Origin of the sequence: Sorangium sp. So ce448 (genome assembly GCF_051520915.1) — a bacterium.
In the GTDB taxonomy this organism is placed as follows: domain Bacteria; phylum Myxococcota_A; class Polyangia; order Polyangiales; family Polyangiaceae; genus Sorangium; species Sorangium cellulosum_B.
This window is the reverse complement of record NZ_CP150343.1, coordinates 1,923,063-1,946,965: the sequence shown is the minus strand read 5'-3', so window position 1 is coordinate 1,946,965 and position 23,903 is coordinate 1,923,063. Positions and strand designations below refer to the sequence as shown.

At 71.4% G+C, this 23,903-nt stretch carries 16 protein-coding genes and 1 tRNA gene; 9 read left to right on the top strand and 8 right to left on the bottom strand.

Translation table 11 applies throughout. The annotated features are described in order from the left end of the window. Positions 1-179 precede the first annotated feature (179 nt). Positions 180-2,291: an elongation factor G gene (gene fusA / locus WMF45_RS07360; protein WP_437716231.1), complete on the top strand. Its 2,112-nt coding sequence runs from the start codon at positions 180-182 to the stop codon at positions 2,289-2,291. A gap of 24 nt (positions 2,292-2,315) precedes the next feature. Here the strand turns inward: fusA and WMF45_RS07355 are convergent, their stop codons facing one another. After that, positions 2,316-3,938: a L,D-transpeptidase gene (locus WMF45_RS07355; protein ID WP_437716230.1), complete on the bottom strand. Its 1,623-nt coding sequence runs from the start codon at positions 3,936-3,938 to the stop codon at positions 2,316-2,318. Between the two features lie 201 nt (positions 3,939-4,139). Here WMF45_RS07355 and WMF45_RS07350 point away from each other — a divergent pair. The 3 genes from WMF45_RS07350 (at position 4,140) to WMF45_RS07340 (ending at position 6,086) form a co-directional block, all read left to right on the top strand. After that, positions 4,140-4,213 (top strand) — tRNA-Arg (locus tag WMF45_RS07350). A gap of 221 nt (positions 4,214-4,434) precedes the next feature. Next, the gene (locus WMF45_RS07345; RefSeq protein ID WP_437716229.1) at positions 4,435-5,301 is read left to right on the top strand and encodes a HipA domain-containing protein; all 867 of its coding nucleotides are present in this window, start codon (positions 4,435-4,437) and stop codon (positions 5,299-5,301) included. Then, positions 5,298-6,086, top strand: a complete 789-nt coding sequence (locus WMF45_RS07340; RefSeq protein ID WP_437716228.1) for an HIRAN domain-containing protein — start codon at positions 5,298-5,300, stop codon at positions 6,084-6,086. Before WMF45_RS07345 ends, WMF45_RS07340 begins: the two co-directional genes overlap by 4 nt. Before the next feature lie 51 nt (positions 6,087-6,137). Here the strand turns inward: WMF45_RS07340 and WMF45_RS07335 are convergent, their stop codons facing one another. Further along, complete coding sequence (locus tag WMF45_RS07335) at positions 6,138-7,172, bottom strand: GNAT family N-acetyltransferase (protein ID WP_437716227.1); 1,035 nt, start codon at positions 7,170-7,172, stop codon at positions 6,138-6,140. Between the two features lie 91 nt (positions 7,173-7,263). Between WMF45_RS07335 and WMF45_RS07330 the strand changes: the two genes are divergently transcribed. Then, positions 7,264-8,721 (top strand): PLP-dependent aminotransferase family protein, encoded by a 1,458-nt coding sequence (locus tag WMF45_RS07330; protein ID WP_437716226.1) that lies wholly within the window; start codon positions 7,264-7,266, stop codon positions 8,719-8,721. Positions 8,722-9,064: 343 nt separating this feature from the next. Then, positions 9,065-9,727 carry a methyltransferase family protein gene (locus tag WMF45_RS07325; protein ID WP_437716225.1) on the top strand — a complete coding sequence of 221 codons (663 nt, stop codon included), beginning with the start codon at positions 9,065-9,067 and terminating at the stop codon, positions 9,725-9,727. Between the two features lie 88 nt (positions 9,728-9,815). Here the strand turns inward: WMF45_RS07325 and WMF45_RS07320 are convergent, their stop codons facing one another. Then, positions 9,816-11,111: a serpin family protein gene (locus tag WMF45_RS07320; RefSeq protein ID WP_437716224.1), complete on the bottom strand. Its 1,296-nt coding sequence runs from the start codon at positions 11,109-11,111 to the stop codon at positions 9,816-9,818. A 120-nt stretch (positions 11,112-11,231) separates the two neighbouring features. Here WMF45_RS07320 and WMF45_RS07315 point away from each other — a divergent pair, with 120 nt between their 5' ends. After that, positions 11,232-11,717 carry a gluconokinase gene (locus tag WMF45_RS07315; RefSeq protein ID WP_437716223.1) on the top strand — a complete coding sequence of 162 codons (486 nt, stop codon included), beginning with the start codon at positions 11,232-11,234 and terminating at the stop codon, positions 11,715-11,717. An 82-nt stretch (positions 11,718-11,799) separates the two neighbouring features. Here the strand turns inward: WMF45_RS07315 and WMF45_RS07310 are convergent, their stop codons facing one another. Beyond that, entirely contained in the window at positions 11,800-13,053 is a 1,254-nt protein-coding gene (locus WMF45_RS07310; RefSeq protein ID WP_437716222.1) for a hypothetical protein, read from the bottom strand. A gap of 526 nt (positions 13,054-13,579) precedes the next feature. On the opposite strand from WMF45_RS07310, the gene WMF45_RS07305 reads away from it, so the two are divergent. Both WMF45_RS07305 and WMF45_RS07300 read left to right on the top strand, forming a co-directional pair. Next, the gene (locus WMF45_RS07305; RefSeq protein WP_437716221.1) at positions 13,580-13,723 is read left to right on the top strand and encodes a hypothetical protein; all 144 of its coding nucleotides are present in this window, start codon (positions 13,580-13,582) and stop codon (positions 13,721-13,723) included. A gap of 370 nt (positions 13,724-14,093) precedes the next feature. Further along, entirely contained in the window at positions 14,094-16,709 is a 2,616-nt protein-coding gene (locus tag WMF45_RS07300; protein ID WP_437716220.1) for a GAF domain-containing protein, read from the top strand. A 706-nt stretch (positions 16,710-17,415) separates the two neighbouring features. Here WMF45_RS07300 and WMF45_RS07295 read toward each other — a convergent pair. The 4 genes from WMF45_RS07295 to WMF45_RS07280 all read right to left on the bottom strand — a co-directional run bounded on the left by WMF45_RS07295 (position 17,416) and on the right by WMF45_RS07280 (position 23,777). Beyond that, on the bottom strand, positions 17,416-17,736 hold the full coding sequence (locus WMF45_RS07295; RefSeq protein ID WP_437716219.1) for a hypothetical protein: 321 nt from the start codon (positions 17,734-17,736) through the stop codon (positions 17,416-17,418). Between the two features lie 745 nt (positions 17,737-18,481). Further along, positions 18,482-20,623: a response regulator gene (locus WMF45_RS07290; protein ID WP_437716218.1), complete on the bottom strand. Its 2,142-nt coding sequence runs from the start codon at positions 20,621-20,623 to the stop codon at positions 18,482-18,484. Positions 20,624-21,333: 710 nt separating this feature from the next. Continuing rightward, a complete protein-coding gene (locus tag WMF45_RS07285) occupies positions 21,334-22,449 on the bottom strand; it encodes a prephenate dehydrogenase/arogenate dehydrogenase family protein (RefSeq protein ID WP_437716217.1) in 1,116 nt (371 codons plus the stop codon). 197 nt (positions 22,450-22,646) lie between these two features. Further along, complete coding sequence (locus tag WMF45_RS07280) at positions 22,647-23,777, bottom strand: serine/threonine-protein kinase (RefSeq protein ID WP_437716216.1); 1,131 nt, start codon at positions 23,775-23,777, stop codon at positions 22,647-22,649. Between the last annotated feature and the right edge of the window lie 126 nt (positions 23,778-23,903).

Below are 23,903 nucleotides of genomic sequence, written 5' to 3'. Positions count from 1 at the left end.
CGCTCCATTCAGGCAGCGCCGGACAAGCGCAGATCGCCAGAGCACGCCGCAGCGCGTCGCGGCAGAGCTCGGGTGAGCGACGCGCTGCCCGGCTTCGCTGACCTCCTGCCTCGAGGAAAGCGCCGCAAAAATCGCGTGCCGGCCTTCTCGATCTCGACGGGGATTGGTACGAACGAGGGATGACAACGACTGAGGCAGGGGACATCAGGAACGTTGCAATCATCGGACACAAGGGGGCTGGGAAGACATCGCTTGCCGAGGCCATGCTGTACATCGCCAAGGCGACGGCCAAGCTCGGCAAGGTGGACGACAAGTCGAGTGTCCTCGACGAAACCGCCGAGGAAAAAGAGCACGTTTGCTCGTTCGAGGCGAGCGTCGCGCACCTCTCCTGGGCGGGGAAGAAGGTCAACCTCGTCGACACGCCGGGCGAGGGGAGCTTCCTCGCCGAGACGCGGCTCGCCCTCGCGGCGGTCGACGCGGCCATCCTCGTCGTGAGCGGCAAGGACGGCGTGCAGCCGATCACCGAGCGCGTCTTCGGCTGGGTGAGGGACGCAAAGCTACCGTGCATGATCGTCGTCACGAAGGTCGACGCCGAGAACGCCCGCCCCGACGAGGTGCTCGCCGAGGTGCGCGCGCGCCTCAAGGCGTCGCTGGCCGTCATGGAGGAGCGCGTCGGCGAGGGGCTCCAGCACCGGGGGGTCGTCGCCATCCGGACGAAGAAGGCGTGGCTCGACAAGCCCGAGGCGCCCGCCACGGCCGCGGGCTCTCCCGTGCCGGCCGACGCCGCGGGCGCCGTCGAGAAGGCCCGGGGGAAGCTCGTCGACGACGTCGCCGGCAGCGACGACGAGCTGACCGAGCGGTACCTGACCGAGGGTGATCTCACGCAGGAGGAGCTCGATCAGGGGCTCCGCGCCGCGGTCCGCCGGGGGGCGCTGATCCCTGTCTACTTCGCCTCCGGGGTCCGCCCGAGCGGCGTCGCCGCGCTGCTCGACGGCATCGTCGAGCTCGTGCCGTCGCCGACCGAGCACCCGGCCTGGAGCGGCGTCGTCCCGACCGGCAAGCCCGGCGCCGCGCCGCAGGCCGCGGAGCGGCCGTCGTCGGCGGAGGCCCCGGCCGCGGCGTTCGTCTTCAAGACCTCGATCGATCCGCACGCCGGCCGCACCTCGTTCGTGCGCGTGCTCTCCGGCGTGCTCCGGCCCGACGCCACGATGCTCAACGCGAGCACGGGCGGCTCGGAGCGGCTCGGCAAGATCCACAGCGTGGTTGGCAAGGACCACAAGCAGGTGGACGAGGCGCGCGCCGGGGACATCGTGGCGCTGCACAAGCTGAAGGCGACGCTGAGCGGGCACACGCTCTCGGACGAGAAGCACGCGTTCTTGCTCTCCGCGCCGGAGCTGCCGCCGGCCCTCTTCTCGCGCGGCGTGCGGTTCGACGCCAAGGGCGGCGAGGACAAGGTCGGCAACGCGCTCTACCGGCTGACCGAGGAGGACCCGGGGCTCAGCGTGCACCAGGACGCGTCGACCCGCGAGCTCGTCGTCTCGGGCCTCGGCGCCCTGCACCTCGAGATCACGGTGGAGCGCATCCGCCGGCGCGTCGGGGTCGACTGTCGGCTCGGCCCGCCGCACATCGCCTACAAGGAGACGATCTCGAAGAAGGCCACGAACATCGAGGGCAAGCACAAGAAGCAGACGGGCGGACATGGCCAGTTCGGCGTCTGCTACATCGACATGGAGCCTTTGCCGCGCGGCGGCGGCTTCGTCTTCGAGGACGCGGTCGTGGGCGGCGCCGTGCCGCGGCAGTTCATCCCCTCGGTCGAGAAGGGCATCGTCAAGTCGATGTCGAAGGGCGTCCTGGCGGGCTTCCCGATGATCGACGTCAAGGTCCGGCTCTTCGACGGCAAGTACCACGACGTCGACTCCTCGGACGCGGCGTTCCAGATGGCGGGCAGCAAGGCCTTCAAGGCCGCCGCCGCGCAGTGCGCGCCGGTGCTGCTCGAGCCCATCGTGCGGCTCTCGGTGACGGTGCCGAGCGTCGCGATGGGCGACATCATCGGCGACATCAACAGCCGCCGCGGGAGGATCATCGGCACGGACTCGGTCGAGAGCCAGACGATCGTGAACGCGTTCGTGCCGCTCGCCGAGGTGCTCGAGTACGAGTCGAAGCTGAAGAGCATGACCCAGGGCAAAGGCACGTTCACGATGAACGTCGAGCACCTGGAGGTCTGCCCGCCGATGGTGCAGGACAAGGTGATCAAGGAGAGCGGCTTCAAGGCCGAGGCCGACGAGGACTGACCCCGCTGCTTCCTGAGCCCCGCTCTAGGGATGGATGTGGACGATGGTCCCTTCCCCCGTGGCCTTCCCCGCGCTGACCCCGTGCCATCCCTCGGGCACGGGGGGATCGGTCCAGAGGAACACCCGGCGCGCGTCGATCGGCGACAGGTTGATGCACCCGTGGCTGCGCGGCTTGCCGTAGTCGTCGTGCCACGGCGCCGCGTGGATCGCGTAGCCGGCCTCGAAGTACTGCACCCACGGCACGTCGCGGAGCTCGAACTTGTTGTCGACCTCGTGCGCGTCCATGGTCGTCGTGACGTGTTTGTCGCGGATCCGGAACGTCCCGCGCACGGTCGAGAAGGTCTTCTTGGGGTCGCCGAGCCCGTCGCGGCCCGTCGCCGCCGCGGTGGCGTAGACGGGCTTCCTGCCCTCGTAGAGGATGAGCGTCTGGCTCAGGATCGAGATGTCGATCCACTTCACGGTCCCCTGCGCGAACGACGGCAGCTCCGAGGGCTTCACCGCGATGGCGACGTCGGAGTCGCGCACCCACGTCCCGTCCTTCGCCTCGACGAGGCGGGCGCCGCCGACCTTCTTCGAGCGCCCCGTGAGCTGCACGGCGGTATGCCAGGGCAGCTCGCCCGCCTTCTCCATCTCGCCGCCGGAGATGTCGTAGCGCTTCGCGTCCTGCCGGTGCACGAACGCGAGCGGCAGCTCCCACCCCTTGGTCATGTCGACGCCGTGGAACGTGGAGCCGCGGGCGGGCTTGAGCTTCGAGGTGGGCACGAGCCGCGCGTCGGTGGTCAGGGCGAAGCGCCGACCGCCGTCGCCCATGAAGGTGTCGACGAGGGCGAGACCTGCCTTGCGCGCGATCCGGTTGGTGATGATCGCGTAGCCCGGGACCTTGAACGACGAGATGTTCGGGAGCTGCCGGCCGCCCTTGAAGAACCAGGGGATCTCGTCGCTGCCGTTGCCGCCGAAGAGCTCGCTGTCGCCGAGCTCGGGCGGCTCCGCGGGCGGGTCGGCGGCGGCGTTGCCCGCGGGGTCGAGCGGCACGTCGTTGGCGCCGACCTTGATCTCGTCCCACTTCTTCTTGAGCTTCTTGTAGCTGCGGAGGTGCCGCTCCAGGCTCATCTCGTACTGGAGCTGCTCCTTCGTGGACGGCATCCGGTAGTAGTTCGGCGCGATGGCCCGGACGAAGGCGTACGGGTACGGCATCGGCTTGGACAGGTCGGGCCGCCGCGTGAGCGCCCGGACGATCGGGTGCTGCGTGTCGATCGTGGCGTCGCCGTCCGCGCACATGTACCCGGCGGGCAGCACGCGGTAGTAGCCGCCCTGGCAGTCGTCGAACGCGGCGGGCTTCTCCCCGCGGGGCGCCGTCCCGCCCGCGCGGAGGTAGCCGAGCTTGGCCGAGCGCCGGTCCGCCTTCTCGTAGATGGGCGCCACCATCTGCACGGCGCCGATGCGGGGCCCGTCCGGGCGCGGCAGGGTGGCGGGGTCGTTCTCGGCGGCCTTCTGGGCCGCGCCCGCGGAGAGGCTGATGATGCCCTCGGGCGTGGCGTTCTCCCCGCCGGTGCAGGCCGGCAGGGCGAGGGCGGCGACGGCCAGGGCGAGCGGGAGGGGTCCGCGCGCCGGGGCCGGGAGCGCGGAGCTTCGCTGACGGGCATCCATGCCCCCGGAATGCCGGACAGACGGTCCGGGGGCCAAATTTTGGCGGATGGCGCGCGGCCGGCCAGGAGCCCCCCACGGACGCCGCTGCGAGGTCCGCCTTCCGGAGGGTTGCTGCCGGCGGTGCGCGAAGATGCTGGAATGGGGTTGCGCTTGAGCCCAGCCTTGGGTAGGTTCGGGGCCCTCGCGAAACCCCGCGAGAATGCGCCACTAGCTCAGCTGGATAGAGCGTCGGCCTCCGGAGCCGAAGGCCAGTGGTTCGAATCCACTGTGGCGCGCAGGGTTTTCAGATCTCGTACACCGCTGCCGTTCGCCTGGTTCGCGGCGTCGGTGAAGTGTGCATCGCTGGCGCTGTCGCGAGCCGGCTCGACCGTTGCACTGGCTGGTTCGAGGGCAGACGACGCGCTCGTGAGCATGCACTGCGTTCCGAGGTGATGCAGTGGCAGAGGTGTACTCCATCCGCGAGGTCTCTCCTGTCTGGCGGACTGGAGAGGAGCCCATGGGCACCAAGCGCAAGTTCTGGTGCCACGCCGATGACCACCGTCGCTACCTCTTCAAGTACGCCCGCGCCAGTACTGGGGAAGACTGGGCGGAAAAAATCGCCGCCGAGGTCGCGGGCGCCCTCGGCGTTCCACATGCGGAGGTGGATCTCGCCGTCTACGAGGGGCAACCCGGGACGCTTACGCTTGCCATCACCGACGACGAGCATGCTCTGGCGCATGGGAACGAACTGTTGCAGGAGCGCCGTCCGGAGTACCCCGTCCACGCTGCCTACAGCGCGTCCGAGCACACTGTTACCTTTGTGCTCGACGCGCTCAGCCAGAGCTTCATTCGTGCACCCGAAGGTACAGCTTCGGCCGATCTCGCGACGGCAGTGGATTGGTTCCTCGGCTATCTCATGCTCGACGCGTTGATCGGCAACACCGATCGGCACCATGAGAACTGGGCCGTGCTCGTGCGCGTCGGACAGGCAGAGCGCTATGCGGCACTCGCGCCCAGCTATGACCACGCATCGAGCTTGGGCCGGGAGATCAAGGACGAAGAGCGGCGCGCACGCCTCGAGGGCCGGGACCGGCGACGCTCCGTCGACGCGTACTGCAAGAAGGCGCGCTCGGCTCTTTACCGGAACGCCCAGGATCCAGCGCCAATGAGCCCGCTCGATGCCTTCGCGGAGGCGATGCGGCACGCGCAGCTGGCCGGCAGGCACTGGCTCGAGCGACTCGGCGCAACCGATCATGCTACGGTATCCTCCATCGTGGACCGCATCCCTGCGCATCGAATCAGCGAGCCGGCTCGCCAGTTCGCCCTTGCGGTGATGTCGACCAACCGCCGCGCGTTGCTCTCACTGCTGGAAACGCATCCATGACGGCCGGCCGAACCCTCTTCGTCACATGGTACGACTCGAACCATAGCGCGATCATTCCGGTCGCCCGGCTCGTTCACCACGGCGGAACGGACGGCGATCTCTACGAATTCCAGTACATTCAGGGTGCTCTGGAGGCGATGGATCGGGGCTTCCAGCCGTTCATTGCGTTCCCCGAACTTTACAAGGTCTATCGCAGCCCGTCGCTGTTCCCCTTCTTCTCAAATCGGGTGATGCCTACGACCCGCCCGGATTACCTGGCGTATCTGCAAGTGCTGGGTCTTGACCCCGCGGAGGCGGACTCGGTCGAGATCCTGGCGCGGAGCGGGGGCAGGCGGGAGACGGATCGCATCGAAGTGGTACCTGCGCCGGAGCAGGACGAGACAGGCAGCTACACAACTCGCTTCCTCCTCCGCGGCGTCCGGTACATCCCAGGCGCAGAAGAACGCATCGCACGCCTCGTGTCCGGAGAACGGCTGTTCTGGATGCTCGATGCGCAGAACGAGGCGAACCCCAACGCCGTCGCGCTCCGCAGCGCAGACAAGTGCTTGCTAGGTTACATTCCAGACTACCTCGTGCCGGACACCGCGAAGCTCATCGACCACCGCGTGTCGATGGATGTGTTCGTCGATAGGGTGAACCTGCCGCCCGCACCGCTGCACCATCGTGTGCTGGGTCGGCTCGAAGCGCGCTGGCCAGACGGGTTCGTCCCGTTTCAAGGCGAGCAGTTCCAACCGCTGAGCCCGTTCACCGCGCCGCCCACCCGGGCAGACCACGCGATCCAGTAATGCCCCCAGCGTCGTGAGGGAGTGCGCCCCCGGCGCGACGAGCCACGCCCCTCACCTCCTGGCGAAGACCATCTCCGTCGACGTGAACGGCCGCGGCGGCAGCGCCGCGCGGTCACGGAAACCGAACCGCGCGTAGAACGTGTGCGCGTCCTGGGTGCCCAGGTGGACGTGGCTCGCGCCGCGGACCGCCGGGTGCCCGAGCAGCAGCCGCACCACCGCCTCGCCCACGCCGCGGCCCCGCAGCGAGGGCGCGACCATCACGTCGAACAGCCACGCGCGCCTGCTCCCGTCGCTGATCGCCCGCGCCGTCGCCACGAGCCGGCCCGCCGCGTCGCGCGCGCCCACCCACGCCGACGAGCCGAGCAGCGCCCGCGCGATCGCCTCGCGCGACACGCCCTGGTTCCAGTAGCCGCCCTCCAGCAGATCGACGGCCGCCGCCACGTCGCGCGGGCCCAGCGCGCACGCGAGCACGCAGCCCGCCGGCGCCTGCAGGAACCCGGGCACCGGCGTGTCCGGGCAAGCGCCGCGGAGCAGCTCGATCGCCGCGGGATCGCCGGGCGCACCCCGCTCCCAGAGCTTCGTGAGGATCCGCGCCCGCTCCTCGGGCGTCCGGTTCTGCGCGAGCTTCGCCTTGCCGTCGAGCCGCGACAGCGGGACCGCGAGCACGAGGATCCCAGCGATCGCCTTGCGGTAGAGCGGGCTCGACGCGTCGAGCGGCGTGTACCCGCCCTCGGGCTGGTACTTCTGCATCAGCGCCTCCAGCACCTCGGCCTTGTGATCCGGATCGTCCACGCGCTCGATCACCCCGTGGACCTGCGCGCTCCGGTAGAGCGTCGTCGCCGGGCACGCCCGCTCCGGATCGGTGAAGTAGCTCGGGATCGACGCGACGACCTGCTCGCACGACACCACCGCGGGCCGGCCGACAGCCTCGGTCTTCTCGCCCGCGGGCGCGCCGTGGAAGGCGATCGCGCCCCGGACCACGACGCCGTGCACCGTCCTCAGCACCGGCTCGCCCTCGGCCGTCGTCGACGCCAGGTGGACCACCTCCGCGAGACCGAGGAGCGCCTCGGCCTCCGCCCTCTCCATGCGAAAAATCTCCCTGCGCATGGACCGAGGTTGGCGCGCACCTGGTACTCCCGAAAGATCCGGTTCGCCGATTTCTGCTAGACCAGCTGGCATGCCCTGGGAGCTCACCCTCGCGGTCGATCCCGCCGCGCCGCAGCCGATCTTCCTGCAGATCGCGCGCGCCCTCGCCGACGACATCCGCCGCGGCCGGCTCCGCGCCGGCGCCGAGCTCCCGGGCAGCCGCGCGCTCGCGCGGTCGCTGTCGGTCCATCGCAACACCGTCCTCGCCGCGTACCGCGAGCTCGCCGCCGAGGGCTGGATCGAGGCCAGCGCCGCGCGCGGCACCTTCGTCTCGGCGGAGCTGCCGGCGCCGGCGCCCCGCGGCTTCGCCCGGCGCGCCGCCGCGCGGGCGGAGGTGCCGGCGCGGCTCGGCTTCGATCTCGGCGCGACCTCGCTCCGGCACGTGCCCATCATCCCGCCCGGCACGCTCCGCATGAGCGGCGGCCTCCCCGACATGCGCCTCGTGCCGACCGCGGCGCTCGCGCGCGCCTACCGCCGCGCGCTGCACGCCGGGTCGAAGCAGCTGCTCGACTACGCCGATCCGCGCGGCGACGGGCGCCTCCGCGCCGCCCTCGCCGCGATGCTCTCGGCGGTGCGCGGCCTCGCCGCCGGGCCGGAGTCGGTCCTCGTCACGCGCGGCAGCCAGATGGCGCTCGACCTCGTCGCCCGCGCCCTGATCACGCCGGGCGACGCGGTCGCCGTCGAGTCCTACGGCTACCGCCCCGCGTGGGAGGCCCTCCGCCTCGCCGGCGCGCGGCTCCTCCCGCTGCCTGTCGACGCCGCGGGCCTCTCCGTCGATGCGCTCTCGGAGCTCGCCGAGCGGGAGCGCCTGCGCGCCGTCTACGTCACCCCGCACCACCAGTACCCCACGACCGCGGTGCTCGCGCCCGGCAGGCGCATCGCGCTCCTCGAGCTCTGCCGGGCCCGCCGGATCGCGATCCTCGAGGACGACTACGATCACGAGTTCCACTACGACGGCCGCCCGGTGCTGCCGCTCGCCAGCGCGGACACGGCCGGCGTCGTCATCTACATCGGCACCCTGTCGAAGATCCTCGCCCCCGGGCTCCGGATCGGCTTCGTGGTCGCCCCCGAGCCGCTGATCGAGCGCCTCTCCCTCCACCGCACCTTCGTCGACCGGCAGGGCGACCACGCCGTGGAGCGCGCCGTCGCCGAGCTCCTCGAGGACGGCGAGGTGCAGCGCCACGCGCAGCGCGCGCGCCGCGCCTACCGGGCGCGGCGCGATCTGCTCGTCGCGTCGCTGCGCGCGCGGCTCCCCGGCGCGCTCGACTTCGCCGTGCCAGCCGGCGGTATGGCCCTGTGGGCCAAGGTGGATGCCGCGATCGACGCGGACGCCTGGGCCGAGCGCGCGCTCGCGCGGAAGGTGGCGTTCTCCGCGGGGCGGCGGTTCGCGTTCGACGGCAAGAAGCGCCCCTTCCTGCGGCTCGGGTTCGCGGCGCTGGATGAGCAGGAGATCTGCGATGCGGTGGAGAGGATGATCGAGGCGGTGTGAGCGCGTCGGCGGGCGGACCAGCTGAGCGCAGCGGCCCTCCCGAAGGTGGACGCCGCACCACGTGGAAGCGTGGAGGCGTCGACAAAACATCTCTATCTCCCTGTCTCTCCGGATACGCCTCCCCTATGCACCACCGTGTTCCTCCTCAAGCTCCGATACGGCTGAACTCTCCTTCTCCCCCGCAGGCGCTGTCTCCGACAGACCTCGATCGTCCCGCGGCCCCGCCGTCGTCGAAGCGCGCTGCGCCCGCGGTGGATGGATGATGGATCCGACGCGACGAAAGCCCCGCTGGCTTGACCTCGCTCGCGCCCCCTCTCACGATGCGAAGTAAGGGGGAATACAAATGAATGGCGCGGTGCTCTACGACCTCGCGATGCGGCTGCCGCTCGCCGTCCTCATGCTCTATAACGCCCTGTTCGTCGGGCGCGATATCTATGCTCACCTGTTTCTCTGGAGCGGGCCCAGGGGGCTCACGTACGGGACGACGGTGGCCTCGCTCGTGGCCACCGAGGCCTACCTGCTGCTCGTCGCGGCGTTCACGCTCGTTCGCCTCCGCCCTGTACGCAAGCTGAGCGGCGTCGTACCTCGCGTCACCGCGCTCGCCGCCGGCCTGCTGCCGGCGAGCATCGCATGGCTGCCCAAGGCCCCGCCGATGCCCGGCCGTCAGGTGGTGGGCACGCTGCTCATCCTCGCTGGAATGGCGCTCGCCGTGGTCAGCATCGGGTGGCTGGGCAAGTCGTTCAGCGTCATGCCCGAGGCGCGACGCCTCATCACCAATGGCCCCTACCGGCTCGTACGCCACCCGGTCTATCTCGCCACCCTGATCCAGGGGACGGGTATCATCTTGATCTATCCGTCCATCGCCGCGGTCCTGATCTACACGGTCGAGATGATCCTGCAGGTCATCCGCATGGGATACGAGGAGCGCGTGCTGCGCGACACCTTTCCGGAATACGACGACTACGCGCGCCGGACGTCCGCGCGGCTCGTCCCCCGCCTCTACTGAGGAGGGCTCGCGCGGCGCGCGCCGCGGCGCCACAGGACAGGATGCAACGCCTGTCGCAGGATGCCTCGCTCGTCCGGACCCTGCGCTCTTACCTGGACGGGTCGGCCACGCGGCCGACGAACAGGATCGCGCTCGTCGCGCGATCCCGGATGACAAAGAGGAACGGGCGGTCGAAGCGGAGGGTGGCGGGCTCGGGCGCCGACGTCTCGCCGATCACCACCGCCGTCGCCGCCGCCGCCTCGGTGCCCGCCTCGTTCACGGAGACGAACGCTTCGTGGAGCACATCGGTGATGAACAGGCCGCCCTGGACGCTTATCCCCGAGAAATCGGCGCGATCGGAGAAGGCGGCGGGCATCCCCAGATCCTCGAGCGGCGGGGCGAGATCCAGGGTCGAAGCGATCTTGAACCGCGGCAGCGCCATCGTGACGCTCCGCGACCCGAGGGAGGCGAGGACGCCCTCCAGCCGCTCCGGATCGAGCCCCGCCTCGAAGCCGCCGAGCTCCGACGGGAGCACGAGCACCATCGACAGCTCGCCGCCGTCGTAGGGCAGCTCCAGCGCCTCGTAGCCGTCGCCCTCGCCATAACGGACCTGCGCGTGGTTGGTCATCATCGGCACGGACACCGTGGAGCCGTCCGCCAGCGTGAAGCTCCCCGGACTCGTCTCCTCCTCCTCGAACGGAAACTGCCAGGCAGCGTTGAAGTAGATGGCGTTCGTCAGCACGAGCCGGGTCGAGGGCCCGAGGGCGCCTTCAGGCAGGATGTCCTTGATGCGGTCCTCGGTGCGCTCGGCTACCCAGCCATTGATGATCCCCCGCGCCTCGTCGGGCGCCTGGACGAAGTCGACGACGTGCAGCCCGGCCCCGTAGCTCTCCGCCAGCACGTCGAGGAACGACGGCACGAACGCGGAGCCGATCTGCCCCCAGATCGCGTTGGCCACGTGGAGCCGGAACCCCTTGCCGTCCCGCCCCTCGGCGCCCTCGCCGCGGCGCGCGAGCGCCAGATCGAGCGCGTTGAACGCCGGGTGGAGCCGCGCTTGCGGCAGCGTGAAGCGCAGCGCGCGCGCCATCTGCTGCGCCGTTTCCCCGCGCGCGCCGGCGTACGTCATCGCCAGCGCGCTCGACACGCTGTACGGCGAACAGAAGAGGTTGCCCGGCGCGGCGCCGATCCGGCGGTAGAGCTCGAGGGCGAACGCCGTGTTGCCGAGGGCGAGCTCCCTGGCGTCGGCCTCCGGCACCCGAGGCGCGCGGGCCCGCTGCCTGTCCGAGGCGACGACGCAGCCCGCGGTGCCCGGATCGGCGCACCCGGACGGCGAGGGCCGCGGCTCCGGCTCGGCGCCGCCAGAGGAGCAACCGGCGCAGAGCAGGGAAAATGGCAACAGGACCACAGGGATCGGAGGCCTACGCATGCGCCCGGCGCAGCAGGGGGCGTGCCGAACCGCCCATGATAGGATGGCTCCCACCATGCGAAGAGCGCGAGAGACAGCCCTCGGAGAGGCGCGGCGCCCGTGATCGTGCTCGTGATGGGCGTGAGCGGCGCCGGAAAAACGACGGTCGGGGCGCGCCTTGCGCGCGAGCTCGGATGGGAGCTCGTCGACGCCGACGACTTCCACCCCGCCGCCAACATCGAGAAGATGCGCGCCGGCAAGCCGCTCGACGATCGGGATCGCGCGCCGTGGATCGCGGCGCTCACCGCGCGCATCCGCCAGCTCCTCGACGAGGGGCGCGGCGCCGTGATCGCCTGCTCGGCGCTCAAGGCGGCGCACCGCGCGCAGCTGCTCGTTGACCCCGCGCGGATGCGCCTCGTGCACCTGACCGGCGATCCAGCGCTGATCGCCGCGCGCCTCTCGGCGCGCAAGGATCACTTCATGCCCCCCGGCCTCCTCTCGACGCAGCTCGCCGCGCTGGAGCCGCCCGAGGACGCGATCCGCGCCGACGTCGGCGGCACCCCCGAGGAGATCGTCGCCGCCGTCCGCCGCGCGCTCGGCGTGTGAGCCGGGCCAGCGCCGCGCCGTCCGCCGGCGACGGGCGCTTTCCAGGCGATCTCTCCGGGAGGACCCGAGCGCCCGCGCGCGGTCAGCCCGGGTCCGGCAAGCGGGTCAGGAAGAGCGCGCCCTGGTCGCTGGAGAGGCGTTCGCCCCCGAGCGCCATCGTGCCCTGGAAGGACCCGGCCAGCATCGGGCTCTCCCACGGGTCCATCTCCAGCCCGGAGACGTGGACGTCCGCGCCGATGCGCCGGGTCCACTGCTCCTCTCCGCTGGAGCTGAGCCCGGCCGCCCACGCGCTGCACGACGCCGGCTCATCCGCCGACGCGCACAGCGCATCGCCGGCCAGCACCACGCGCTCGCCGCTCGCCGTGATGCGGCGAGGGCTCCGCGCGTCGAAGCGCTTCACCCAGATCACACGGCCATCCGGGCCGATCTTGGCGACGAACGGCCGCGGGCCGCCCGGCAGATCGGGCTCGCCGAAGACGCCGCTGCCGGAGAGCAGCGCAGCGCCTTCTGGATCCACGGCGAGGTCGTACGCCTCCTCGAGCTGCTCCGGCGAGCCACGGAACCGCTTGTGCCAAACGAGCTCTCCGTTCCGGTCCAGCTTGGTCACGAACGTCGCCGTGCCCCGCCCGTCCTGGCTCGCGAGGATCGCGTTCCCGTCGCGGTCGACCTCGATGCCGATCTCCTCGCTGTCGGAGCCGCTCGGCGGCAGGCTGACCCACGCGAAGCGACCCGAGGCGTCGAGCCGGACGACGAAGGCGCCGATGGCCCGACGCTCGATCCGCGCGCCGGCGACCTTCGCGGCCCCCTCCAGCCTGCCGAGCACGAGCGCGCCGCCGCGGCCATCGGCGGCGAGCGCCGTGCCGCTCAGGATCGCGTCCTCCTCCGCGGAGATCTGCGCCGCCCAGCTCGCCGCGCCGCGCGGGCCGAGCTTCACGAGGAACAGGTCCGCGCCCGAGGGCGACGCCGCCGTGAGCCGGTGCGCGCCGAAGCGGACCGTGCCGGAGAAATCGCCGAGCACGAGCGACTGACCCCCGCTGCTCGCGGCCACGTCGATGGCGCTCTGCGCCGTGCCGTCGCCGAACTGCTTGCTCCAGAGCGGAGCGCCGCACGCGTCGAGCTCGGCCACGAAGGCGTCCGTCGCGCCCGCGCTCCGCAGCCGGGTGCTGCCGAAGATCAGCTCCCCCTCGAAGGAGCCGGCGAGCAGCGCGCGGCCGGCGCCGTCGACCGTGAAGCCGCGCAGGGTCGCGCCCTTGCCAGGATACTGCCGGCTGAACGAGCTCTGCCGGCACGACCGCTCGGCCCGCTCGCCGTCGCCGAGCCCGGTCGCGCGGGCCAACCGCCCGCCGGGTGCGACCGCGGCACCCAGACACACGCCCCCGGGACCGACTGCCCCCGTCTCGCACATCCCGGGAGGCGAGGCGTGCTCGGCGTTCGCCCGCGCCGCACCGCCGCTGTCGCCTCCCGGTTCGCCCTCCGACACAGCGTCCGCAGCCTCCGAGGACATACACCCGGCGCCACAGCAGATGACGCCGCAGAGGGCGCTCCGTGCTCTCAAGACAGACCACATACTGCATCTCCTCTCCCGCCTCGACGCGGGCACACTGGAAACATTGCAGGATGCGGACCATGGCCCGCGCCTTTCAAGCTTCTCGCGAAGTTGAAAAATCCAAACTTTTCTCGCTCGATGCGGGCTCATCCGGGGCGTGAGGACGCGTTCGTTCAGCGCCGCCGCATGTCCTCTTCACACCGTCGCTCCCCGGGCGAACCGGCCATTCGACCCCGGTCGCGCGATCGATCGACTCACGTACTGGCACGCGCACGCCGACAGAGATGGATAGGGAATCTCTCGCCCTGAACACCGCATGTTCCGGATCCAGATCATCGATAATCGAAATCTGGTCGAGTCGCTCGCCGCTGCCGTCCAGGCGCGGGCGACTGGCATCTTGAACGTCGCCTGGCCCGGCGAGGCGCAGGCGATGGGCGGGCTGCTCGCGCGCAAGCCCTGACGCCGGGGCGGCCCTGACGCCGGGGCGGGCGTCGGGAGCCGTGAGCCGCGCGCCGCCGGTCACCGCGGACCCAGAGGCCGCCCTTCCCCCCCGGCTACGCAGGCGACCGGCGGCGCGCGCAGAACGGAAAGACGGGCGCCTACCACCGTAGCGCACCCACGCCCACTTAGGGTAGGATGCTTTCACACCACTCCGGCGGACGTATTCCCGCTGGAGGAGCCCGCGACCGCGGGCGCCGGCCGCTCGATGACCCCCCACCCATCTACGATCACGACGGAGCTCCCTGCGAGCGAAGGCGCGACTGCGCGGCCCCCCCGCGCCAGCCCCGCCCTCGCCGCCGGCGCCCCCAGGGATCGCCTCGGAGATGGCGATGAAGTTGCTCTGCAAGCCCGCTGACGAGCGCACTGCGCGTGCGCAGGTGCTGAAGGTCGACATCGATGCCTACGCCGCCCTCCCTGACGCGGAGCGGCGCGCGGTCCACCTGCGCCTCGGGCGCATGGCCGAGGCGCGATCGCAGCGCGAGCGCTCGGACGAGGCGCTCTTCGAGGCCGCGCACCACCTGAACCTCGGCGCGCCCTTGATCGTCGAGCCGCGCGAGCGGGAGGCGCTCGCCGCGATGAACCTCGCAGCGGGTCGCAAGGCGAGGGAGCGGGGCGCGACCCCGGCGGCCGCCGATCTCTTCGAGGCCGGGATCGCGGCGCTGCCGGATGGGAGCTTCAAGCGAGACCACGAGATCGCCTTCTCGCTGCACGCGGAGGCGGCCGAGTGCGCGCACCTCGGCGGCCGGCTCGAGCGCGCGGAGGCGCTGCTCGACGTGCTCGCGGCGGAGGCGCGCTCGGATCTCGAGCGGGCCAGGGCGCACGAGCTGCGCATCGCCGTGTACACAACCCAGGGCCGGCTCGACGAGGCGGTGGCGCTCGGAAGGACGGCCCTCGCGATGCTCGGCGTCCCCCTCCCGGAGGACGGGCCGGGGCGGAAGGCGGCCGCGGACGCCGAGCTCGCGGCCGCGCGCGCCGCGCTCGGCACGCGCCGGCTCAAGGATCTGCTCGACGAGCCCGAGGCGTCGGACGCCCGGACCCGCGCGGCGCTCCGGCTCCTCATGGCGCTCATGCTCCCCGCCGCGACGGTGAACCCGCCGCTCTGCACGTTCATCGCGGCCAGGCAGGTCAACCTGTCGCTGGAGCGCGGCCACGGCGGAGCTTCCTCGTACGGCTACATGGCCTACGCCTGGGTCGCCGCGCGGGTGCTCCGCCGCTACGACGAGGCCTACGAGCTCGGCCAGCTCGCGCTCGAGATGAACGAGAGGTCCGGACAGCCCGAGCTCTCGTGCCGGCTGCGCGTCGTGCTCGGGGCCCACGTCAGCGTCTTCACCGATCATCTCCTTTCCAGCCTCGATCTCTTCCAGGCCGCGCTCGAGGCGGGGCACAGGACGGGCGATCTCACCTACCTGTCCCAGGCGTGCGTCCACACCGCGCTCGTTCGATTCGGGCTCGGCGACGAGTGCGAGGCGGTGCGGGCCGAGGTCGACGGGTTCCTCTCGCTCGTGCGGCGCGCGCGGGAGGAGCTCGCCGCCCTCGCGCTGACCGGGGTGCGCCGCGCGCTCGACGACCTGATGGACACGACGCGCGCCGGCGCGTCCCGCCCGCCCAGCCACGGCGATCTCGACGACGCAGGGGAGGAAGCGAAGCTCTCGGCGCCGGCGCACGGCGCCGCCGCGCGCGTCCACTACGCGCTGCGGCAGCAGATCTGCTTCCTCAACGAGGACTACGAGGGGGCGCTGCGGATGGGCTCGCTGGCCGAGGCGAGGATGCAGGGCGGCGTCGACGATCACCTCGCGACCGAGGTGTTCTTTTACACCTGCCTGACGCTGCTCTCGCCCGCGCTGGCGCGCGGCCGGCAGCTGACCACCGTCTCGGTGGCGAGCTACCGGGATCGGTTCTCGGAGTGGGGCGAGCGGTGCCCGGACAACTACCGTCACAAGCACCTCCTCCTCCGCGCGGAGTCCGCGCGCGCCGCCGGCGAGGAGCTCGCTGCGATGAAGCTCTACGATCAGGCGATCGAGTCGGCGAAGGTGAACGGCTTCGTCCGGGACGAGGCGCTCGCCAGCGAGCTCTGCGCGAAGTTCCACCTCGCGAGCGGCAGGGAGAGGATCGCCCACGTCTACATGGCCGACGCCCACGAGGGCTATCTGCGGTGGGGCGCGCAGGCCAAAGCGCGACAGCTGTCGCGAAAGTACCCGCACCTCGTGGCGCGCGCCGCGCTCGTCGGGCAGCAGAGCCGTCCGCCGGAGTCCGCGCTCCCGGCGAGCACGGAGCGCCCCACGTCGCTCGACGCGTTCGCCCTCCTCCGCGTCTCGCGCGCGATCTGCGGGGAGCTCGTCCTGGAGCGCCTCTTCGAGCGGCTCCTCCGGGCCCTGTGCGAGAGCGCGGGCGCGCAGCGCGCCGTGCTGCTCCTCGCGCGCGACGGCGCGCTGACCATCGAGGCCGAGCTCGACGGCGACCGCGGAGGGGTTCGCCTCGGACCTGCGACGCCGCTCGATTCCACCGCCGATTCCACCGCCGATCTCGCCGCGAGCGTCGTCCAGCATGTCGCCCAGACACAGCAGCCGATCGCCCTCACAAGCGCGGCCCTGGACGAGCGGTTCGCGGACGACCCTTACCTGCTCGAGGGCGGCCTTCGATCGATCCTGTGCCTCGCCATGACGCATCAGGGCCGCCTCACCGGCGTGCTCTACGCGGAGAACGGCGCGACCGCCGGCGCGTTCCGCGCCGGCCAGGTCGAGCTCTGCGGCCTCCTCGCATCGCAGGCGGCGGTGGCCGTGCACAACGCGTTGCGCCACCGCGACGCGCAGAGCACCTCGCGCGAGCTCCGTCGCTGCAATGAGGCCCTCGTCGACGAGGTCGCTCGCCTCACCGAGGAGCTCCGCGCGTGCAACCGCGACGCTAGCCCCACGAGCGAGCTGCGGCGCTGCAACGAGGCGCGCTAGCCCCGCTGCAGCGGGGTGCGTCCGGGTCCGTCCCGCCCGACAGGATTCCCCGCCAGGAAGGGGAGAGATTCAACGAGGCTTCGCGGGGGCGCCGTGGGCAAAGCTCACATCGCGGAGGGACATCCCCTCGGAAAAATCCATGACGCCGGCACCAGAGGGGCCGCAAAACATGCATAGCGCGGGCGCGTATGCGCCACGGCTCCGTCCGAGATGCGTACAAGCGCGAACGGGAATGCAGCCGTGCGAACGAGGTGCCCCGCAGCGCGAAAGACACGTGGCAGCGCGGCATCAGCGCAGACGCCGTCCTTCACCCGGCCCCTCGAGTCCGGCGCTGACAGGCAGAGTTTCCGAAATCAAAATGCTCGGGACACCACGGGACGGTGGGAAGACACAAAGCACCTGCTGTCTCCCAGCCCACCCGTGATTCCCGAGCCCACAGCGGGGCGCAACTTCGTGCGCTACGGGCTCATCCGCTTCGTTCGGCTCGCTTCAGCGCACATTCGCACGCCTAACGCGCTGGCCTGGCGGTCGAGCTAGCATCCCACGAACCTGCACATCGCGATAGAGCGCCGAACAACGCCCGGCCGAGCCATGCAGCCGCGAAGACGCATGGGGACGGGAGGTGATGAGTGGCGCTCCAACAGCCTATCCCTCGCCCGCCGTACCGCGGGCTCGGCGAGGGATGGCCGCTATCGACGCGCTCGTCTCAGGCGCCGCCCGCGCCGCCAGCGCCGCCGGCGCCGCCAGCGCCACCGGTGCCGCCGCCCTCGCCCGCGCCACCCGCGCCACCCGCGCCGCCGGTGCCGCCGCCCTCGCCCGCGCCACCCGCGCCGCCGGTGCCGCCACCCTCACCCGCGCCACCCTCGCCGCCGGCGCCGCCTTCGCCGCCCGTACCCGACGCCGAGCTCGTCGTGGTGGAGGAGGAGGTGGTGTTGGTCTCGCCGTCATCGCCGCATCCGGCGCCGATCATCATCATGGTCGCGCCTAGCAGCAGCGCGCTTGCAAAGATGCTCTTCGAAGCGTTCATGGTTCGTTCTCTCCGTTGGGTTGTCCCCCCCAAAGAATGACTCGGCAGAACCCCGCGCCGATCACCGCTCCACACCGCCAAGCGACTCAATCCACGCAAATTCGCGCAAAATGTGCGCCCTAAAAAGCGCTATGAGCACGCTGCATTCGATGGGCCGGTGTCAACTCCGTGGTGATTCCGTTATGGTGGACGATAAGCCACCATACTGGATTACGCAAGCTTTTTGTCTCACTGCATCATCGTTGCATGTGGGTGCCCCCCCGTGAGCTCCCGCTGGTCAAGCACATTCGCCTACATCGGCGCGGGGCGAACATGACGCGTGAAGAGCGACTGTGCCTGACAGCTCATCCGCCATAACGGATTGACCTCCAGAGGTGAGGGCCCCATGAGCCAAAGCCTCCTCGCGTGAGCGACCTGGAGGAGCGGCGCCGGCGCCGCGCACCACGCGAACAGAGCCCGACTGCAGCGCGGACGCGCCTCGTCTGGCCCCCGATGGGTCGGCTCCCAGTCTGGTCATGAGGACACGTTCGCGTCATCAAGTGCAAGAAGTGCAAGTCCCAGGCCCGATGCCCATCGGCCATGGTCCTCGTCCCTGCTCATGAGCGCGGGCACGCTGGGGAGAGACCCGATATCGCTGGCGGGTCGGGCGGGCTAGCGAGCGAGCTCATGTTGGATGTGCGAGCGATGGAGAACGCGAAGGCGCGCCGCTATGGAGCGCCCGCGGCCCCTCGTCTCCGCGCGCTCTTCACCGGTTGATCTCCTCGCTCGACCCTCGCTCCCGGGCGCAGGGGAGGTCGCCTGCGCGGGCCCGGGCCGCGAGGCTGGCCACGGCGGCCACGAGGGCGGCGGGCTCGATCGGCTTCGTGGCGTGCATGTGGAAGCCGGCGTCGAGCGCGCGCTTCTGGTCCTCCTTGCGCGCATAGGCCGTCAGGGCCAGCGCGGGCAGATCGCCGCCGGCCTGCGGCGGGCGCTGGCGGATGGCGCGGATGAGCTCATAGCCGTCCTCGCCCGGCATGGCGATATCGCTCACGAGCACGTGCGGGAGATCCGCGCAGAACGCCGCGAGCGCCTCGTGGGCCGAAGCCACGGCCGTCACCTCGGCGTGGTGCTGCGACAGCACCTCCTGAAGGAGCTCCCTCGCGTCCGCGTCGTCCTCGACGAGCAGGACGCGGAGCCCGCCGAGATTGAACGCGGACTCCGAGCCCGCGAGCGAGCGCGACCGCCCCTCCCTCGTGAGCGCCTGGAGCGAGCTGCGCTCGACCCCGAGGAGCGGGAGCCGGACCACGAACGTCGACCCCTTGTGCAACCCAGGGCTGTCGGCCACGACCGAGCCGCCGTGGATCTCGACGATATGGCGCACAAGGGACAGCCCGATGCCGAGGCCCGCGTGCGTCCTGCGGCTCGTGCTGTCGGCCTGGCGAAAGCGCTCGAAGACGAGCGGGAGGAAATCCGGCGCGATCCCCTCGCCCGTGTCGCGCACCGTGAGCTCCGCCGTCGCGCCGGCCCGCCGCAGGGAGACGAGGATATGGTCCCCGGGACGCGTGAACTTGAGCGCGTTGGACGTGAGGTTCGAGACGACCTGCTGCAGGCGATCCGCGTCGCCGTTCACCTCGATGTCGGGGTCGAGCGAGACGTCGATCGTGAGGCCCTTCGCCTCGGCGGCGGGGCGGATCGCGTCGATGGCGGTCTCCACGACGGGCGCGAGCGCCATCGGCGCGGCGCTGATGCTCAGCTTGCCCGTCGTGACCCGCGAGACGTCGAGGAGATCCTCGATGAGCTTCGTCTGCGCGGCCACGTTGCGCTCGATCACCTCGAGCCCGTGGGACACCCGCTGCTCATCGAACGGCTCGGACCGCAGGAGCTGCGTCCAGCCGAGGATCGCGTTCAGCGGGCTGCGCAGCTCGTGGGAGAGCGTGGCGAGGAACTCGTCCTTCAGGCGGTTCGCCTCGCGCGCCTCGGCGTGGACGCAGTTCTGGATGGCGATGGATGCGAGCTGCGCGAGCTGCACGAGGACGGTCTCGTCGTCGTCGGAGAACTCGCCGTCGTTCCGATCCGAGAGCTGGATGGTCCCGATGTTCTGGCCGTCGGCCGCGGTGAGGGGCGCCGCGAGGTACCCCCGCGGCGGCGGCCTCTGCCCGCCGTTGTCCAGCCACTCCGGGTGCAGCGAGAGCTCTCGCTGCGTCAGCCGGAGAGGCCTGTTCCTGGCGCAGACGAGCGCGCACAGCTTGCCGGCGATGGGGGGAGGCGCCTCCTTCTGGAACGTCGTGTACCGCTCCGAGAGCGACACCGCGGTCCGCGCCCGCTCACCGGGCCGCTCCAGCTTCACGAGGGTCATCGCCTGATGGGCGCCGCCGACGTCGCGGGCCGCCTCCGTGATCGCCGCGACCATGGCGTCGAGCGACAGGGCCGAGTTGATCGTGAGCGCGGCGCGGTTGAGCCGCTGGAGCTGCTCCGCGTGCGCGCGCAGCGACTCCGCCTGGAGCTTGATCTTCTGTGTCTTCTTGAAGAGATCGACGAAGACTGACACCTTGGTGCGGACGACCTCGGGGGCGAACGGGGTCATGATGTAATCGACCGCCCCGAGCGAATAGCTGCGCTCGACATAGACGCGCTCGGTGTGCGCCGTCAGGAAGATGATCGGCGTGTGCAGCGTGCTCCTCCGCTTGCGGATGAGCGTCGCCGTCTCGAACCCATCTATCTCAGGCATCTTGATGTCGAGGAGGATGACCGCGAACTCCTCCTGAAGGAGATGGCGAAGCGCTTCCCTCCCGGACGCCGCCTTGACGATGTTCTCGCCGAGCGGCGCGAGGACTGCCTCCAGGGAGAGGAGCTGCTCAGGCCTGTCGTCAACGACCAGGATGTTGACTCTGCCTACTTCTGCCCTCATCCCGCGTCTCCTTGCCTCCCTTGCTCCGTCGTCAGCGCCGCGGCCAGCCCCGCAGCATCCTCAGGAATGGGGCTGTGTCCACCGCTTTCGAGCGGCGTCTGCCGCGTCCGTTCCAGCCTGCTCCGGCGCCCCGTGCAAGGAGGCTCGGGGAAACCACGTCGCCGGGGGGAAGCAGCCCGCGCCCGCGGCGGAGGGTGAGCGCGCCCGCCCGCCTGCCGGAACGAACCCCCGGGCGCCGGAGGGCCTTCCCGGAGGCGGCCCTGCGCGAGGGCGCCGGCGCGTGGAGCGTACGCCGGCCACGCTCAGCCCCGGGACGCTCGGCCCGCCCGCTCCGCAGATCCATTCCAGCCCCTCCCGTGCGCTGCGCTGCGCCGACGAGCTCGTATCGTAATCGAGGCGCTGTATTACCTGCGACCCAGGTCTCGCCTGCAGTATTCACAAGGGGGCGCCTGACGCCGCTGCATGATCTCCGCACGCAGACCCTACACCGGAGTACGCCAGGGTGGAAAGAGGAATTCGTGCGCCACCGAGCGCCCCCTCGAAGAGGCCGTGAGCGCAGCGCGAGAATCGGAGAGAACACGAAGAAAACCGACGCAAGTGGCATGGACAGCGATGCATCGACGCTCTCCTGACCCTCTGTCGATACCCGCTCGACGCGCTCGATGTGCCTCGTGTTTCGGTGGTGAGGAGCCCGTCGCCTGCGCCGCGCGCTAGACGGCGGAGCGCCGCTCCTGGAGCGAGCGCGAGTGCCGGAGGATCACCTCGAAGACCTCGGCGACGCCGTCGGGGTCGAGGCCGAGCTCGACGGCGCAGCGGCGGCGCGACTCCATCAGGCGCGCCTCGCGCACCGGATCCCGGACCGCCGCCCCGATCGTGGCCTTGGCGCGCCCGGCGCGCTGGACGAGCTCGGCCCTCCGCGCGAGCAGGCCGACGAGCTCCAGATCCAGGTCGTCGATGAGCTCCCGCGCCTCGCGGAGCTCGGGAGAGAGCGCGCCGAGATCGGGGATCGCGAGCGCGGCGAGGTCCTCGGGCGCGGCGTCCTTGGTCGGGACGTCGAGGCTCCGATCGACGGCGACGAGCGCGTCGATGAGGCGGCGGCGCGCCTCGCCCGCGAAGGGGTTCTCGCGGTGCAGCGCGGCGAACAGGTGCCCCGCGTCCACGCGCACCGTCTCGATCGTGTGGGCGATGCCCTGGAACGAGGGCGGCGCGTAGGGCGCGCCAGCGGGCACGCCCGCGTCCATCATGCCCTTCGCGATGAAGAACGCGAGCGCGTGCGTGAAGGCCATGACGCGGTCGTGCTCCTCCGGCGCCTGCTCGAGCACCTGACAGCCGATCCGCTCGAACAGCGCGACGATGCGGCGCACCGCGTCCGGGTGCGCCGGGTTCGGGCAGACGACGACGCGCAGCGGGCGCTCGCCGCGGGCGAGGCTCGCCGGACCGAACAGCGGGTGCGTCGCCACCCAGGGCCGGCCTTCGCCGAGCACCTCGGCCATGGCGCTCGCCGGCACGCTCTTCACGCTGCCCACGTCGGCCACGAGCTGCCCCGGCGCAAGGTGCGGCCGCAGCGACAGGAGGGCCTCGCGCACCGCCGGCACCGGGACGGCGACGATGACGAGATCCGCGCCGTCCACGAGCTCCGGGAGCGAGGCGGCCCGCGCGGCGCCGCGGATCTCCGCGGAAGGGTCGAACGCGCGCACCGAGATCCCCGCATCGCGGAGCAACGACCCGAGCGCCGCGCCGAAGCGGCCATACCCGAGGAATGCGACCTTGCCGATGCGCGCGGGCGGAGCGAGACCGCCCCCGGAATGTGGGAGAGAATGCGGCATGCGGCGGATACTACGACAGCCGGTCTACGCGGATGCCACGTTTTCTCGGCATAGCCGCGAGGATCTGAGACAGCGTCCGTGGGAGACAGGACGGCTCTCCGGCTTCTCCCATCCTGCCGCGCTCCCGGCGACGATGCCCCTCCAGCGAGGGCCGGAGGCGGCGCTCCTCTGCCCGCGGCGGCTCGGCCGGCGCCGGCTCACCTGAGCTGCGTCGCGGCCACGCCGAGGATCGCGAGCAGCGACGCGACGGCGGCGATCAGCGCGATGCGCGCCCTGTTGCGCCCCGTGTCCTGCGCGCCGTACGCGCCGTACCGCTGGGTCACCGGGCCCGCCTCCGAGCTCGGTCCGGCGCTCTCGGGCGGACGGGGCCTCGCGCTGAGCCCGAGCCCGATCGTCGGGAGCGAGGCGCGGGGGCGCGGCGGGAGCGTCGCGCCGAGGAGGCGCGCGGCCCGCTCCACGTGATCCTGGCCCTCCGCCGACGCGTGAGGGGCGAGCGCGATCGCCAGCTCGGCCACGCTCGTGGGCCGCCGCGCCGGGTCCTTCTCGAGGCAGCAGAGGAGCACGCGGTCGATGGCAGGGGGGATGTCGGACCGCAGCGCGCTCGGGAGCGCCGGCGCCGCGCTCGCGATGCGCGGCGCGAGATCGGCGAGCGAGCTCGCCTCGAACGGCGGCCGCCCTGTCAGGAGCCGGTACAGGATCGCGCCGAGCGACCAGACATCGGCGCGGGCGTCGACGATGACCGAGGATCGCATCCGCTCCGGCGACATGTAGAGCGGCGCGCCGAGGTCCGCCCGCGTCTGCGCCGGCGCGCCGCCGTCGCTCGCGCCAGGCAGCTCCCTGGACGCGCCGAAGCCGAGCACCTTGAGGAGCGTCGCGCCGTCGGGGGTCGTCGCGAGGAACAGGCGCGCCGGCTCGAGGTCTCGGTGCACGATCCCCGCGGCGTGCGCCTCGGCCACCGCCACGCAGGCCTGCAGCACCCAATCGATGGCCTCCGAGAGCTCGATCCGGCCGCGGCCGCGCAGCAGCTCGGAGAGGTCCTGCCCGTCGAGGTGCTCCGTGACGATGTACGTGACCCCCGAGGCGAGCTGGCCGACGTCGAGCACCCGCGCGACGTGCTCCCCCTTGAGCGCCACCGCCGCGCGCGCCTCCCGGAGCGAGCGCTCCACGCGCTCCGGGCTGCCGTCGGCGAGCAGGAGCTCGATCGCGACCCGCTGCGGAAGCACGAGGTGGCTCGCGAAGGCCACCGTCCCCAGCCCGCCGCTGCCCGAGATCCTGTCGACCCGGTACTTCTCGGCGATCACGTCCCCTGCGACGACAGGTGCGTTCATCAAAGCTCCCCGCAGCGCGCACCGGCGCGGGGGCAGCCGCCCGCCCCCCGTACATGCGCTGATTCATCCTAGCACCTTCGCTCGCCGGATTGGCGGTCGTCGCCGGAGCCCGAGGTCACGCCGCGC